General features: G+C 39.8%; 12 protein-coding genes and 1 other RNA gene. 10 read left to right on the top strand and 3 right to left on the bottom strand.

Annotated features, from left to right (window positions below):
- Positions 1 to 135 precede the first annotated feature (135 nt).
- The gene (locus Q9Q86_RS01855) at positions 136 to 1,380 is read right to left on the bottom strand and encodes a tyrosine-type recombinase/integrase (protein WP_112986376.1); all 1,245 of its coding nucleotides are present in this window, start codon (positions 1,378 to 1,380) and stop codon (positions 136 to 138) included.
- A 178-nt stretch (positions 1,381 to 1,558) separates the two neighbouring features.
- Positions 1,559 to 1,918: a transfer-messenger RNA gene (gene ssrA, locus Q9Q86_RS01860) on the bottom strand.
- Between the two features lie 476 nt (positions 1,919 to 2,394).
- Here ssrA and Q9Q86_RS01865 point away from each other — a divergent pair.
- The 4 genes from Q9Q86_RS01865 (at position 2,395) to Q9Q86_RS01880 (ending at position 5,837) form a co-directional block, all read left to right on the top strand.
- Positions 2,395 to 3,750: an ATP-binding cassette domain-containing protein gene (locus Q9Q86_RS01865; protein ID WP_235655793.1), complete on the top strand. Its 1,356-nt coding sequence runs from the start codon at positions 2,395 to 2,397 to the stop codon at positions 3,748 to 3,750.
- 24 nt (positions 3,751 to 3,774) lie between these two features.
- Entirely contained in the window at positions 3,775 to 4,182 is a 408-nt protein-coding gene (locus Q9Q86_RS01870; protein WP_004913846.1) for a hypothetical protein, read from the top strand.
- Between the two features lie 88 nt (positions 4,183 to 4,270).
- The gene (locus Q9Q86_RS01875) at positions 4,271 to 5,374 is read left to right on the top strand and encodes a 2Fe-2S iron-sulfur cluster-binding protein (protein ID WP_112986378.1); all 1,104 of its coding nucleotides are present in this window, start codon (positions 4,271 to 4,273) and stop codon (positions 5,372 to 5,374) included.
- A gap of 76 nt (positions 5,375 to 5,450) precedes the next feature.
- Positions 5,451 to 5,837: a roadblock/LC7 domain-containing protein gene (locus Q9Q86_RS01880; RefSeq protein WP_004913841.1), complete on the top strand. Its 387-nt coding sequence runs from the start codon at positions 5,451 to 5,453 to the stop codon at positions 5,835 to 5,837.
- A 170-nt stretch (positions 5,838 to 6,007) separates the two neighbouring features.
- On the opposite strand, the gene Q9Q86_RS01885 is transcribed toward Q9Q86_RS01880, so the two are convergent.
- Positions 6,008 to 6,430, bottom strand: a complete 423-nt coding sequence (locus Q9Q86_RS01885) for an Lrp/AsnC family transcriptional regulator (protein WP_004913839.1) — start codon at positions 6,428 to 6,430, stop codon at positions 6,008 to 6,010.
- A gap of 230 nt (positions 6,431 to 6,660) precedes the next feature.
- Here Q9Q86_RS01885 and Q9Q86_RS01890 point away from each other — a divergent pair, with 230 nt between their 5' ends.
- The 6 genes from Q9Q86_RS01890 (at position 6,661) to astE (ending at position 14,201) form a co-directional block, all read left to right on the top strand.
- Positions 6,661 to 7,935 (top strand): Glu/Leu/Phe/Val dehydrogenase, encoded by a 1,275-nt coding sequence (locus tag Q9Q86_RS01890; protein ID WP_099948256.1) that lies wholly within the window; start codon positions 6,661 to 6,663, stop codon positions 7,933 to 7,935.
- 82 nt (positions 7,936 to 8,017) lie between these two features.
- On the top strand, positions 8,018 to 9,223 hold the full coding sequence (locus Q9Q86_RS01895; RefSeq protein ID WP_112986379.1) for an aspartate aminotransferase family protein: 1,206 nt from the start codon (positions 8,018 to 8,020) through the stop codon (positions 9,221 to 9,223).
- Positions 9,224 to 9,244: 21 nt separating this feature from the next.
- A complete protein-coding gene (gene astA / locus Q9Q86_RS01900; protein ID WP_112986380.1) occupies positions 9,245 to 10,288 on the top strand; it encodes an arginine N-succinyltransferase in 1,044 nt (347 codons plus the stop codon).
- The gene (astD, locus tag Q9Q86_RS01905; RefSeq protein ID WP_112986381.1) at positions 10,288 to 11,757 is read left to right on the top strand and encodes a succinylglutamate-semialdehyde dehydrogenase; all 1,470 of its coding nucleotides are present in this window, start codon (positions 10,288 to 10,290) and stop codon (positions 11,755 to 11,757) included. The genes astA and astD overlap by 1 nt, the downstream gene beginning before the upstream one ends.
- Before the next feature lie 33 nt (positions 11,758 to 11,790).
- Positions 11,791 to 13,131 (top strand): N-succinylarginine dihydrolase, encoded by a 1,341-nt coding sequence (gene astB, locus Q9Q86_RS01910; protein ID WP_112986382.1) that lies wholly within the window; start codon positions 11,791 to 11,793, stop codon positions 13,129 to 13,131.
- 95 nt (positions 13,132 to 13,226) lie between these two features.
- Positions 13,227 to 14,201: a succinylglutamate desuccinylase gene (gene astE / locus Q9Q86_RS01915; RefSeq protein ID WP_112986383.1), complete on the top strand. Its 975-nt coding sequence runs from the start codon at positions 13,227 to 13,229 to the stop codon at positions 14,199 to 14,201.
- Positions 14,202 to 14,369 lie beyond the last annotated feature (168 nt).

The raw sequence follows: 14,369 nt of genomic DNA on the forward strand, positions 1-14,369 counted from the left end.
AGTATCCACAAAAATACTATTTCATAGTTTCTTGGGGTGGGAGGGGAGTTTGTTTAACTTTGCAGTATTGTTAGATGGAGTGCTTAACAAGCTAGACACTCCCTGTTTGTTCAAGTTTTATAATATTAAAATATCCTATGCGCTTTTAAATTGTAGCACTGTATTATCTGCCAATCGCTCTAAATGATCAGCATACCATTGCATCATAATTTTGCGCTCTTCATAGTGAGTAGCTTTATCATAAGCAGCTTTCACGCCTTTTTTACTGTGTGCTAAACACGCTTCCACAACTTGTGACTTGTCGCTGAATTGGTTATTGAGAATTGTACTCGCAATGTGACGAAACCCATGAGGATTTTGTATTTCACCATAGCCTATTCTTCTGAGTGCCATAATAAAAACTGTATTTGATTTTGTTTTATTTTTATTGCTTCGACTAGGCATCAGAAAAGATGAATGAGCGTTTAATTGTTGTAATTCTTTCAATAACTCAATCGCCTGTTTTGGCAAAGGGACTTTATGTTCTTTTTTAGTCTTCATTCTCGTTGCAGGAATTAACCATGTACCTTTATCTAAGTCAAACTCTTCCCATCTAGCTTCACGTAGCTCAGTTGGTCTACAAAATAACATTGTTAGTAATTTAAGCGCAATGCATGTGTCAGTGGTTGGATAGAGGTTAATTGCTCTTAATAACGATGGTAAAGCATCTTCATCAACATGCTTCATGCTATTGCTTTCATGCTTCTTTAAGTATTTATGTAGGTTTGCAATAGGATTAGATTCTATTTTACCCATCACTTCCGCATAGTCATATATTTCTCTAATCAATGCTCTAACACGTTGCCCCATCTCAATAATAGGTTCGCCTGTACGAGGATTGAGCTTGTTCTGAATATCTTGAAATAATGAATGCCATTCCTGTTTGGTGATTTTTCGATAATCACGCTTGCCCATGATGGGGAATACATGGTTATTCAGTGCGCCAATGTTTCTTGTTTTGGTTGCAGCTGTCCATGTTTTCGTTGTGTAGTAATCCTCTGCAAGCTGTTGTAGAGTGCATGACGTTTGCTCTATTTCAGCTTGTCTCTCTTCTGCTTTTTGTAATACTGGGTCTATACCTTGAGAAAGTAGCTTTCTTGCTTCGTTCGCTTTCTGTCTTGCCCATTTTCCACCAACCTCGGGATAAGTGCCAAGCCCTAGCCATGACCATTTACCTGTACTTGGTTTTTTATATCTTAATTCCCAACGCTTATTGCCCTTAGCAGTAACCACAAAATGTAAATTTTCACCATCATTGATTCGATACTCTTTCGACTCAGGCTCTAATGCACTGAGTGTAGTGTCTTTCATAGGGAACTTCTTTACATCAGCTTTTTTCATGAGTTTCTTGTATGGTGGCTTTTTTCTAACTCATAATATACACGCTACCATACACAGCAGCAAGCTATAAGAAAGTTCATATAACGGCATAAATAGGCATAAAAAAAGCCTAAACCATTAAGATTTAAGCTTTATTTACTCATATACCGTAATGTTACGACATACAAATTTAAGAATTTGGTGGAGGTGGCGGGAGTTGAACCCGCGTCCGCCAGCACTACACTCGAGAATACTACATGCTTAGATATCGTCTATTGTTTTAACACCATGTGACCCGACGAACAGGGTACAAGGTGCGATCCTCTAAGTTTGGTATAAAGCCCCGAGGCTTGGCTCTATACGGACTTGTGTGCGTGCGCTTCGGTCGGGTTCCTAAACCACAAGTATTCTAGGAAGCGGACAAGCTGCCCTTAGGCAGCTAGAGCGTAAGTTTCGTCGTTTGCGACTATTTAAATGCAAATTTTATTTACGAGAGAAAATGCGCTCTCGGCATGCATCTATGAGCTTCATCACCAGCGTCGAAGCCAATAACACCCCCATATATGAACGAGCATCATAGCACAAATATTATGGATTTGAACGTTAATTTCTATGTAATTTGATCGATTAATAGATTCTTGCATTTCAATTAATCCAACGGACAATAAACTCGCTACAGCAATCAAGTCATTTACTTAAATTGAAATAAAACAAAGAATTTGATTGAAAATACATCATATTGTTATTTGGGAGAAAAAATTTACTATGAAGAGCGGGGTCGAATCAAAGAATAAAATTGAGAAAAAATGTTTTGAAAATTAGACTAATTATTACCGTGATAAATTATGTTATTTATGTTATAAATTGTATCTTAATTGTTTTTATTTTTTGCATTTGCTTTTTGATGGTTATTGGGGTTGATAAGTGGATGAGGATTCAACACTTTCGATAAAAAATTTTAATTTAGAAATCTCAGGGAAGAAAATTTTAAGATCTTTAAATTTAAAGGTTTTAAGCCAAGGGATTACTATTTTAATGGGACCTTCCGGAACAGGTAAATCGACTTTACTGCGTACACTTGCGGGTCTGAATCAAGGAAATCCTCAACTCAAGTTCAGTGGTGAGATCACTTTTAATGGCTATTCATTATTTGAGTCTGATAAAAAACCTGCCTTAGTTCAGCAAAAATTAATTCATATTACACAGACTGTTAAAGAAAATATTCTTTCACATTTACCTAATCGTTCGAGCCTAGATTTACAACAACAACTCAGTCTAATCCAGCAGTTATGCGATCAGTATGATCAAACTTGGATTCTGGCAAAGCTTCACCAATCGACGGCAACTTTAGAACGCCATGAAGCAAAGAATTTAGCAATTTTATATACCTTGTTGTCAGAGCCAGCACTGTTGATGATTGATGAACCAACGGTGGGGTTATCTGATTCCGATGCGATTTTTGTGCATGATTTAATCCGAAAAATTGCCAAAAAAATCCCGATTCTGATTGTATCTCACCATATTCAGCGATCTAAAAAATTAGCCAATTACGTTGGTTTATTAGCAAATGGTTGCATACAAGAAATTAGCTCAGCAGAAGCTTTTTTTGAACATCCTCAACACGAGATGACGAAACAATTTCTGAGAACCGGGTCCTGTGCGGAGCTTTCTGCTGAAGAGTTAGATCGACAAGAGCAATCGTTGATGAATCTCCAAGTAGCGACTTCAAAACATTTGAGTTTAGCTAAACCTTTAGTAGACGTTGATCAAATATCAAATGAACCAATTTTAGACTGCTCGCAGAAAATCCAAAGTCGTGAAGATACAGACACCAATCTGCAACACGTTGATTTTTTAGAACACGAAGCGGATGCAAAAAACCAAGCTAGAGGCCCTTTGGGGTTTGTTTGGCTAATTCGCGGACGGCTTGCTGGTTGTCCGTGTCCTGGAGTAGTTCGAGAGACGGCACTTGATTTGAAGTATTTACAGGATGTTGGAATTACTGATTTGGTATCACTAACCGAGGAAAGTTTTAACCCTGATCTAGCCGCTGAATTTGGCATAACAGTTTCACATTTCCCGATTGACGATATGTCTGTTCCATCTTTGCAGGATGCTTATCAGTTTTGTCTATGTATTGACCAAAAAATATCTCATCGCAAATCCATTGCGTTGCACTGTAAAGCGGGTTTGGGGCGAACAGGAACCATGTTGGCTGTTTACTTTTTATGGAAAGCAAGGCTTCAAAAGACCGCACTTGAGGCAATCGAATATATACGTTCTCTGAATTACTTGATGATTCAATCTGAGCAACAGATTGATTTTTTGTATGATTTTTCAATTTTTTTAGAAAAACACATTGATTCTAATGTGTTGGTTAGCAAGGTGTAACTCGCCATACAAGGGGAAAATAAGATGTTAGATGATGCTTTACAACGTGCAATGACCAGCGTACCAGACTGTCTCGCAGCTGGTTTTGTAGATTTAAATTCAGGAATGATTTTAAGTATTAAAACGGTTGATTCACATCCTTCGGAAGTGTTTGATTTTTTAGCTGCCGCTACAGCTGATCTTTTTCAGGGGCCGAATGTTGTCGCAATTGAGAAAATCTTTAAAAAATCACGTGGTTTGATGGATGAAGATAATTATCACTACTTCCAAGAAATTATCGTGAATAGTGAAAATTTGATCCACGTATTTATTCGTACCAAAGATCAAAACGAGATCGTATGTTTTGTTTGCCGTAAAGGTGCGAACTTAGGCATGGTGTTGACTAAGGCTCGTATTGCTTTACCAACGATTGAACGCGCGTTCCACGCATAATTCAGTCGATGCGTATGTTTTAAGCAAAGTCTAACTTTGCTTAAAACAACGATGAACTTCATGATGAATTTTCAAAAAGGTGAGCGTGATGCCGCATCTTGAATTTGCAGGATATACGATTGAAAGTAAAGCTGACGAAACGGTTTTAGCATGCTTTCAGCGTTCAGGTATAGAAATCGATTTTTCATGTAAAAGCGGTGTATGCCATCGTTGCATGTTGAAATGTATTTCTGGTGACATTCCTGAACAGGCAAGTCGTAGGCTACCCACCACGCATCAAGGGCAAAACTATTTACTCGCGTGTCAGTGTGTTCCAACAACGGATATGAAATTAGTTGCGAAGTCAGACGAAGACAGCATAACGCAATGTATGGTTTTGTCATCAATTTCACAAGCAGATCATAGTCTGATTCAAGCAGAGTCTTATAGAGAACTGACTTATCAAAAAGGTCAGCATGTTTATCTAACTGACATCTCAAAACAGCATTCAATTTTAGCAAAATTAGTGAGTGATCCTGAGCAAGAAACATCACTGAGCATTGAAATTGCTAAAAAGGATATGGAGTGGGTTAAAGAGCAAGGCTTGGATCAGTTAGGAAATGAGTTCTACCTGAAAGGCCCAATTAGCGCACCTCAAGTCATAATCGAAAACGATGTAGCGATCAATCCAGCCTTATGGGAAGCGTTGGGCGGGGATCATACAGTCAGAAAAATTTTGACCGAATTCTATAAGAAAGTATATGCCGATCAGCAACTTGCTCCATTTTTTGAAAGAGTAACTATAGATCGAATTATTGGAAAACAATTTGCATTTTTAAAACAGTTAATTACAGGTGAGGCGACTTTCTTTGGTGAGCAACCAAGAAACTCACATCATTGGATGGTGATCTCAGATGAGTTATTTGAGCACCGTATGTTGCTGATGCATCAAACTTTATTAGAACACAAACTATCGGCTGATTTGATTGAACAATTTGAACGTTATGAGCTGCAATTTAAAAACGATATTGTCAAATCCCAAGCTTGGTTAAAACAAGTCGGTGATTTATTAGTAGACACTGAAAAATATGAAGAATGTCAGTTAGATGAAGCAACAGTTTGTGATTATTGTGAGGCGGAAATTGAGCAAGGCACCGTGGTGAGATTTCATATGCGTCTTGGAAAATTGGCTTGTAAAGCATGTTCAAAATAATGTGGCGATGGATAAAGCTTTAGCAATTATCCAGTAAAAATTTACTTGATGAATGGTCGAATAGGAGAGAAAAAAAATGATTGGTCAATTTTCAAGAACAGCAATGGTGTTTATTGAAAAAACCTTACGTGAATGTGAACAATGTATAGGTTTTTCGGGAGCTGCTCTGTCTAGCCCTGATGGTTTGGTTCTGGCGATGCATGGACAAATCTCGGGTGATGAAGCCGCAGCATGTGCATCTAGTTTGTTTGTAGAGTCAGAAACTGCTTTAAGTTATATCGGAGAGTCCGAGCCACGTATGATGTTGCTATGGACTGCAAATAAATTGTTGGCTTTGCACTTGCTTAAAAATGGCAGTATTTTCTTTGTGACATCCACTGAAAAAAATAATTTTAATGCAGTGCTTAAATTTAGTTTAGAAACATCAAAAAAATTGGATAACGCTTTAAGCATAATGGGTTAAACAAACTTTAGCATGCTAGAAGATTTAACTGTTCATGATCATTTTGAATGAGTAAATAGTCCTTGTTTGTTCCCGCTTTTTAAAGGAGGGAACAAGCACGATTTTGGATTAGATTTGCTCTAAAGGTTACTTCAACTGATTAGTCAAAACCAAACAAAGCTAGATCAAGTTTAAGTTTTATAAGTCGATAATAAAATACTGGTTTCACTATTGTAAATTCCTGAAATATTACGAATTCTTTCCAATGCTTTGTCGAAATTTTCTAAGCTATCGGACTGTAATTCGACCAAAATATCCCATTTACCATTGGTGGTATGTACACGTTCAACTGCCGATTCTAAGCGGAGTTCTCGTATCACTGCTTGTGCCTTAGTGCCTTCGACCATGACATTCATCCATGCACGAATGATATTTTTTTCAACATTTGGGCGATAACGAACCGTATAGCCTGTAATGATGCCTGTGCTTTCCATGTACTCAATTCTCTTTTGAACTGTGGCACGTGAAACGCGTGCTTTCGCAGCTAAGTCCGTGATCGACATCCGTGCATTATCTTTAAGCAATCCTAAGATAATATGATCAACATTATTCATTTTGATGTTTTCTATTAGCAAATTGATAAAAATTATCTCATTTTAATTATTTTAAAGAATTTTGTGAATCATTTTGATTATTAATAATAGTGCTAATAGAAGCTCCAAACATTTTTAACGTTGTCAGCGCAAGTCACTAATGTAGTCATGGAACGATGGAGTGAAAGGATTCTCTTTTGAATCAAAGGGAATCTATAGATAACAGGGAAAACTGATTAATTAAGGAATAGATGATGTCTTTATCATATACGGGTCAACATGGCGGTGCTTGGCAAACTTATCTCACTCAAATTGATCGAGTGGCACCTTATCTTGATGCTGATTTAAGTAATTTTATTAATACCCTTAAAACGCCAAAGCGTACATTAATCGTTGATGTTCCAATCGTGATGGATGATGGTTCTATCCGTCATTTTGAAGGTTACCGTGTACAACACAATTTATCACGTGGTCCAGGTAAAGGCGGTATTCGTTACCACCAAGACGTTGAATTAAATGAAGTCATGGCGCTATCTGCATGGATGACCATTAAAACTGCAGTACTTAATCTCCCATTTGGTGGTGCGAAAGGTGGTATCCGTGTTAATCCAAAAGAGTTATCTCCGCGTGAGTTAGAGCGTTTAACTCGTCGCTTTACCAGTGAAATCAGTCCAATTATCGGTCCTCAAATTGATATTCCAGCACCAGATGTGGGTACCAATGCCAACATTATGGGTTGGATGATGGACACGTACTCAAGTATCAAAGGTCATACAGTTACGGGTGTAGTCACTGGTAAACCTGTGCATTTAGGTGGTTCATTGGGTCGTGTACGTGCGACAGGTCGTGGTGTATACGTGACTGGTTTGGAAGTCGCGAAACGTATTGGTTTAGCGGTTGAAGGCAGTAAAGTTGCTGTACAAGGTTTCGGTAATGTTGGTAATGAAGCCGCTTACTTGTTTAGCCACGCTGGTGCAAAAGTTGTCTGTGTACAAGACCATACAGGCACGATTTTTAATGCTGAAGGCATGAATGTTAAAGCATTACAAAAACATGTCACTGAACACGGTGGAGTAATGGGCTTTGCAGATGCAACGGTGATTGCTGATGAGGAGTTCTGGAATGTTGAGATGGACATTCTCATCCCAGCAGCATTGGAAGGACAAATTACAGTCGAGCGTGCACAAAATCTAAAAGCAAAAATTGTGCTTGAAGGTGCCAATGGTCCGACATATCCAGAAGCAGACGATGTATTTGTTCAACGCAATATTACCGTTGTTCCAGATGTTATCTGCAACGCAGGTGGTGTAACCGTCAGTTATTTTGAATGGGTTCAAGATATGGCGAGCTACTTCTGGAGCGAAGATGAAATCAATGAGCGCCTTGATAAGTTAATGATTCAGGCAATTGCTGATGTTTGGAATACGGCTGAGCTTAAAGGATGCAGTTTGCGGACTGCTGCTTATATCTTGGCATGTGAACGTATCTTAAAAGCACGTAAAGAACGCGGTATTTTCCCTGGTTAATAAAGGGTATAGAACAGGCTTCGGCCTCGGGCTTGTGGTATTGACACAAGCCCAAAGATTAAACAGGAAGTGAGTATATAAAATGAATGATGTCGCTATTACACGTAGTCATTTTAATGACTGGATGGTTCCCGTCTTTGCCCCAGCAAACTTTATTTTAGTCCGTGGCGAGGGTTCTCGTCTTTGGGATCAGAACGATAAAGAATATATTGATTTTGCGGGTGGAATTGCGGTGAATGCTTTGGGTCATGCGCATCCTGTTGCAGTCAATGCTTTAACTGAACAAGCACAGAAGCTTTGGCATATTGGCAATGGTTATACCAATGAACCAGTTTTACGCCTTGCCAAACAATTAGTGGATAGCACATTTGCAGACAAAGTATTTTTCTGTAACTCAGGTGCAGAAGCGAATGAAGCTGCTTTGAAATTAGCTCGAAAAATTGGTTTGCTCAGTGGTAATCCAAACAAAAATCATATCGTTGCATTTAAAAATGCCTTCCATGGTCGTACCTTATTTACCGTTACTGCTGGCGGCCAACCAAAGTATTCTCAAGACTTTGCACCATTACCTGAAGGCATTGAACATACGGCATTTAATGATTTAGAAGCAGCGAAAGCTGTAATTAATGAAAATACATGTGCCGTAATTGTCGAGCCGATTCAAGGTGAGGGTGGTGTAGTTCCAGCGGATCTTGAGTTTTTAAAAGGTCTACGTGCCTTATGTGATGCCAATGGTGCGGTATTAATTTTTGATGAAGTACAAACAGGTGTTGGTCGTACAGGCTCTTTGTATGCCTATATGAATACAGGTATTACTCCAGACATCTTAACGACTGCTAAAGCATTAGGTGGTGGTTTCCCAATTGGTGCGATGATTACGACAGACTATTATGCCAACATGTATGCCGTAGGCGATCACGGTACGACTTATGGTGGTAATCCACTGGCATGCGCAGTAGCGGGTGCAGTTTTTGAGTTTATTAATACGCCTGAAGTTTTAGAGGGTGTGAAACAACGCCATCAATATTTCGTAGATGCATTAAATAAAATCAATGCGCAGTATGGATTATTCAAAGAAATTCGTGGTCAAGGTTTGTTGATTGGTTGTGTACTGAAAGATGAACATGCAGGTAAAGCTAAAAATATCGTCACACTTGCGGGTGAAGAGGGTTTATTAGCTCTAGTTGCGGGTGCAGATGTCGTGCGCTTTACGCCTTCACTGATTATTCCAATAGAAGATATTGATGAAGGTTTAAATCGTTTTTCTCGTGCATTAGCACGTCTCTAAATCTGCAGTGAGCATCTAACCATGATGATTGTTAGACATGCAGCGCATCGGGACTTAGATGACATTTATCGTTTAGCGCAACGAGCAGGTGAGTCAGGTATCGGCCTGACTTCCTTGCCGCAAAATAAAGAAATCTTGGCAGCGCGAATTGCACGCACGATAGGAACTTTAGAAGGTACGACTGAGCAGTGTGATGCAAGCTATTTGTTTGTTCTAGAAGACACCTTATCTCAGACAATCGTTGGTGTAAGTGCCATCGAGGTTTCGGTTGGATTGAAAGAGCCATTCTATAACTTTCGTGTGGCGAAACAGGTACATGCTTCTAAAGCACTCAATGTTTACAATGCTTTAGACACCTTGTTTTTGAGTAATGATCATACGGGTTGTAGCGAGTTATGTACCTTATTCCTTGATCCTGAATATCGAAAAAATCAAAACGGTAAGTTTCTTTCTAAGGTTCGTTTTCTATTTATTGCTGCATTTCGCTCGTATTTTGAAGATCGCTTAATCGCAGAAATGCGAGGTTTCTCAGATCAAAATGGTCATTCACCATTTTGGGATGCGTTGGGATACCACTTCTTCAATATGGATTTCGCGACCGCCGATTATTTAAGTGGTATCGGTCAAAAAGTCTTTATCGCTGAACTAATGCCAAGATTTCCTGTCTACGTCAATCTATTACCAGCTGAGGCTAGAGCAGTAATTGCAGAAGTACATCCGCATACCTTGCCTGCAGCAAAAGTTTTGATGTCAGAAGGACTTAAATATCAAGGTTATGTCGACATCTTTGATGCTGGACCTACTTTAGAAGCGAATACTGCGGATTTGCGAGCGGTCAAAGAAAGTCGAACAGTGAAAGTCAAAATCACTGAGCAAATCGAAACGACTGATACATACTATTTGGTCGCAAATGACCAATACAAAAATTACTGCGTGCTGTTGATCAATAACAAAGTCTGTGATGGCGATACCTTAATGATCACATCTGCACAAGCTCAGGCTCTCCAAGTTAACGAACAGGATGAAGTACGAGTTTTAGCATTAGATAAAATGGAGAATCACTAATGTCGCAAGGTGAATTATTAATTAATGGTGCTTGGGTACAGGGAAAGGGTACAAGCTTTATTAAAACCAACCCTGTGAGCAATCAACAGATTTGGTCTGGTCATGAAGCTAGTGTTGCTGATGTTGAGGCAGCTTGTAATGCTGCTAGAACAGCTTTCCCCGCATGGGCACGCTTAGGTTTAGAGCAACGTTTAGCTATTATTGAACGCTTTGCAAGTTTACTTGAACAAAATAAAAATCAACTTGCACAAGTCATCAGTCAAGAAACCAGTAAACCACTGTGGGAAACACTCACAGAAGTACAATCGATGATTGGAAAAATCGCGATTTCAATCCGTGCATATCACCAACGTACAGGTTTTAGTGAAACTGAAATGCCAGATGGCATCGCATCTTTACGTCATCGTCCTCATGGGGTACTTGCAGTTTTCGGACCGTATAATTTCCCAGGACATCTACCTAATGGACACATTGTTCCTGCATTAATTGCAGGTAATACGGTTGTGTTCAAGCCAAGCGAATTAACGCCTTGGACAGCCGAAGAAACTGCAAAATTGTGGCAACAGGCAGGGTTACCAAATGGTGTGCTCAACCTTGTGCAAGGTGGTCGTACGACAGGAGAGGCTTTAGCTACTGCTGAACAAATTGACGGTTTACTGTTTACGGGAAGTGCCAACACTGGCTATCACCTGCATAAACAAATGGCAGGCGCACCTGAAAAAATCCTAGCCCTTGAAATGGGGGGTAACAACGCTTTAATCATTGATGAAGCAACTGATATTGATGCAGTGGTGAATCTAGCTATTCAATCCGCTTTCGTGTCTGCGGGACAACGTTGTACATGTGCACGCCGTATCATTGTAAAACATGGCGTTAATGGTGATGCACTCATTCAACGTTTTGTTGAAGTCGCGAAGAACTTAGTGATCGGTGCTTGGGATGCTGAACCACAACCATTTATGGGCGGGGTGATTTCATCTCATGCGGCAGATCAGATGATGGCTGCACAAAGCAAATTGATCGCACTAGGCGCAAAACCATTGTTAGCAATGACTCGTCCTCAAGCTGACAGTTCATTACTCAGTGCAGGCATTTTAGATGTGAGTGAAGTGAATGCAATCCCAGATGATGAATACTTTGGTCCTTTGACGACGATCTATCGTTATCACGATTTTGATGAAGCGCTCAAAATAGTCAACAACACACGTTTTGGTTTAGCTGTAGGTTTGGTTTCTCCTGATCGTGAATTATTTGATCGAGTATTGATCGAAGCACGAGCTGGCATTGTGAACTGGAATAAACCATTAACTGGCGCATCGAGTGCTGCTCCATTTGGTGGTGTGGGTGCATCGGGTAATCATCGTGCAAGTGCGTTTTATGCAGCAGATTATAGTGCGTGGCCGATGGCTTCACTGGAAAGTGATAGCGTTACACTGCCGTCAAAATTATCACCGGGCATTGTGCTCTAAGTTAAATCGTGCCGTGACGATATGGAGAAAAAAATGTCAGGTTATGAAATCAATTTTGATGGCTTGGTTGGACCAACTCACCATTATGCAGGTCTTTCTTTTGGTAATGTTGCTTCAACAAAAAACCGTAATAATGCGTCCAATCCTAAATTAGCAGCCAAACAGGGCTTAATGAAGATGAAAGCCCTTGCGGATTTAGGGCTTAAACAAGGGGTGTTTGCTCCACAAGAGCGTCCACATCTTCCGACCTTACGCCGTTTAGGTTTTACAGGTAGTGATATTGATGTCATTGCACAGGCAATGCGAACTGCACCTGCCTTGTTATCTTCACTCAGTTCAGCATCTTCAATGTGGACTGCAAACTCATGCACCGTGTCACCATCGGCTGATAGTGCGGATGGACGTGTACATTTTACAGCCGCAAATCTAAATAATAAGTTCCATCGCTCAATTGAGCATCATACGACAACGCGAATCCTTAAAGCGATGTTCGATAATGATGTATATTTCGCGCATCATGAAGCCTTACCTGACGCAGCACTATTTGGTGATGAGGGTGCAGCCAATCATAACCGTCTAGGCGGTGGATACGAGCAAGCTGGCGTACAAGTTTTTGTTTACGGACAGCAACAGCTCGGTGGTACGGTTGCGCCGAAGAAATTCCCTGCACGTCAAACCCGTGAAGCGAGTGAGGCGATTGCACGTTTACATCGTTTAGATGCAAAACGGACGGTATTTATTCAACAGAATCCTGACGTGATTGATCAAGGTGTATTTCATAACGATGTAATTGCGGTAAGTAACCAACAGGTACTTTTTCATCATCAACATGCGTTTTTGAATCAAACACAAGCCTTGAATGAAATTCGTCAGAAAATGGCAGGGATTGAGCAAGAATTTATTTCAATCGAAGTGCCTGAAAACCGTGTGAGTGTTGAAGATGCTGTTGCGACATATTTATTCAATAGCCAAATTTTGACACGAGCAGATGGTGGGATGAGTATCGTTGTACCTGAAGAGTCTCGTCAAAATAAAGCGGTTTGGAGCTATTTGAATGACATGATTCAGATGGGCACTCCAATTGATGAGATTAAGGTGTTTGATCTGCGTGAAAGTATGCGTAATGGCGGTGGACCAGCATGTTTGCGCTTACGTGTCGCGGTCAATGAAAAAGAGTTAGCAGCAGTTAATCCAAATTTATTTATGAATGACGGTTTGTTTAAGACCCTCAACCAATGGGTTGATCAACACTATCGTGATGAATTAACTCAGGATGATTTAGCTGATCCAAGTTTGTTGATTGAGAGTCGTACAGCGCTAGATGAATTAACCAAAATTTTAGGTTTAGGTTCTGTTTATCACTTTCAACGCTAATCATCGTAGTTAAAAGATTGATATGGATTTTCCTCAAATCCGAATGCTCACAATGGCATCGGATTTGAGGTGGTTAAACAAGGGAATGATGGCATATGGTTGATCTACTCGAATTAACTCTTACACAGCAAGCACCTAATCAAACTCAAGGTGAAACAACTGAATTTACTTGGCAATGGCTAGGTGAAGGGTTATTGGTATGCACGCCTAAAACAAGCTATAACAAGGCCATCATATTTTCTGCGGGTATCCATGGAAATGAAACGGCACCGATTGAATTACTCGCAAAGATGGTTCAAGACCTGTTCGCGTCTCGTTTACGTTTGACGGAGCGAGTCCTTTTTGTTTTCGGTAATCCTCAAGCTATTCGCAAAGGTGTACGTTATCTAGAAAATGATATGAACCGCATGTTTTGTGGAGTTTATCAACAATTAAATTCTGATGAAGAAACAAAACGTGCCAAGCTTTTAGAGCAAATTACCGCAGAGTTCTTCCAGCAAAGCCCTAGTGATGCTCAACGTTATCATTATGATTTGCATACGGCTATACGCACATCACTATTAGCTGTATTTGCCTTATTCCCTTATCAGAAGCAATCCTACGATGATTTTCTCATAGATAGCCTCAACGCTGCTGATCTTGATGCTTTGGTGTATCACAACGCTGTTGGTAAAACTTTTACTCATTTTACAACAGAGTATTTTCAGGCAGCCAGCAGCACTTTGGAGTTAGGTAAAGCAAAGCCATTTGGTCAAAATGATTTAGCTGAATTTTCTGCAATTGATCAAGTACTTCGTGCCGTAATTACAGGTGAAGCTTTACCTCGAAGACAAAAAGAATCGCTTCGTCAATTCAAGGTTGTAGATTCAATTGTTAAACAAAGTGAGGATTTTCAACTGCGATTAGATGCGAATGCACCTAATTTTTCGACCTTTGAAAAAGGCGATGTGATCGCTACTCAAGAGACGGGAAATTATATTGCAAGCGATCAGCAAGTTTGGATTTTATTTCCAAATCCGAACGTCAAAGTAGGATTAAGAGCAGGGCTAATTCTCAAAGAAATAATGTAGATAACGCCATTCGAAAGATTTTAAGCGGTTCAAGGAAATGATGTATATGGAGTTTGAATATGGATGTTCAGTAGAAAAATACACAGAAAAAAGATATCCGTTGGATATTGATTGTTATGAAAGTGAAACAGCAAGGACAGGTTGTCATAAGAATATCGTTGGAGTGAT

Origin of the sequence: Acinetobacter sp. A22 (assembly GCF_030913345.1) — a bacterium.
Taxonomy (GTDB): Bacteria; Pseudomonadota; Gammaproteobacteria; order Pseudomonadales; family Moraxellaceae; genus Acinetobacter; species Acinetobacter junii.

Coding starts and splice junctions, on each gene's coding strand:
- astA (WP_112986380.1), top strand. CDS start 9,245: ATGATGATTGTTAGACATGCAGCGCATCGGGACTTAGATGACATTTAT.
- Q9Q86_RS01865 (WP_235655793.1), top strand. CDS start 2,395: ATGGGACCTTCCGGAACAGGTAAATCGACTTTACTGCGTACACTTGCG.
- astB (WP_112986382.1), top strand. CDS start 11,791: ATGTCAGGTTATGAAATCAATTTTGATGGCTTGGTTGGACCAACTCAC.
- Q9Q86_RS01890 (WP_099948256.1), top strand. CDS start 6,661: ATGATGTCTTTATCATATACGGGTCAACATGGCGGTGCTTGGCAAACT.
- Q9Q86_RS01885 (WP_004913839.1), bottom strand. CDS start 6,430: ATGAATAATGTTGATCATATTATCTTAGGATTGCTTAAAGATAATGCA.
- Q9Q86_RS01895 (WP_112986379.1), top strand. CDS start 8,018: ATGAATGATGTCGCTATTACACGTAGTCATTTTAATGACTGGATGGTT.
- Q9Q86_RS01875 (WP_112986378.1), top strand. CDS start 4,271: ATGCCGCATCTTGAATTTGCAGGATATACGATTGAAAGTAAAGCTGAC.
- astD (WP_112986381.1), top strand. CDS start 10,288: ATGTCGCAAGGTGAATTATTAATTAATGGTGCTTGGGTACAGGGAAAG.
- Q9Q86_RS01870 (WP_004913846.1), top strand. CDS start 3,775: ATGTTAGATGATGCTTTACAACGTGCAATGACCAGCGTACCAGACTGT.
- Q9Q86_RS01855 (WP_112986376.1), bottom strand. CDS start 1,380: ATGAAAAAAGCTGATGTAAAGAAGTTCCCTATGAAAGACACTACACTC.
- astE (WP_112986383.1), top strand. CDS start 13,227: ATGGTTGATCTACTCGAATTAACTCTTACACAGCAAGCACCTAATCAA.
- Q9Q86_RS01880 (WP_004913841.1), top strand. CDS start 5,451: ATGATTGGTCAATTTTCAAGAACAGCAATGGTGTTTATTGAAAAAACC.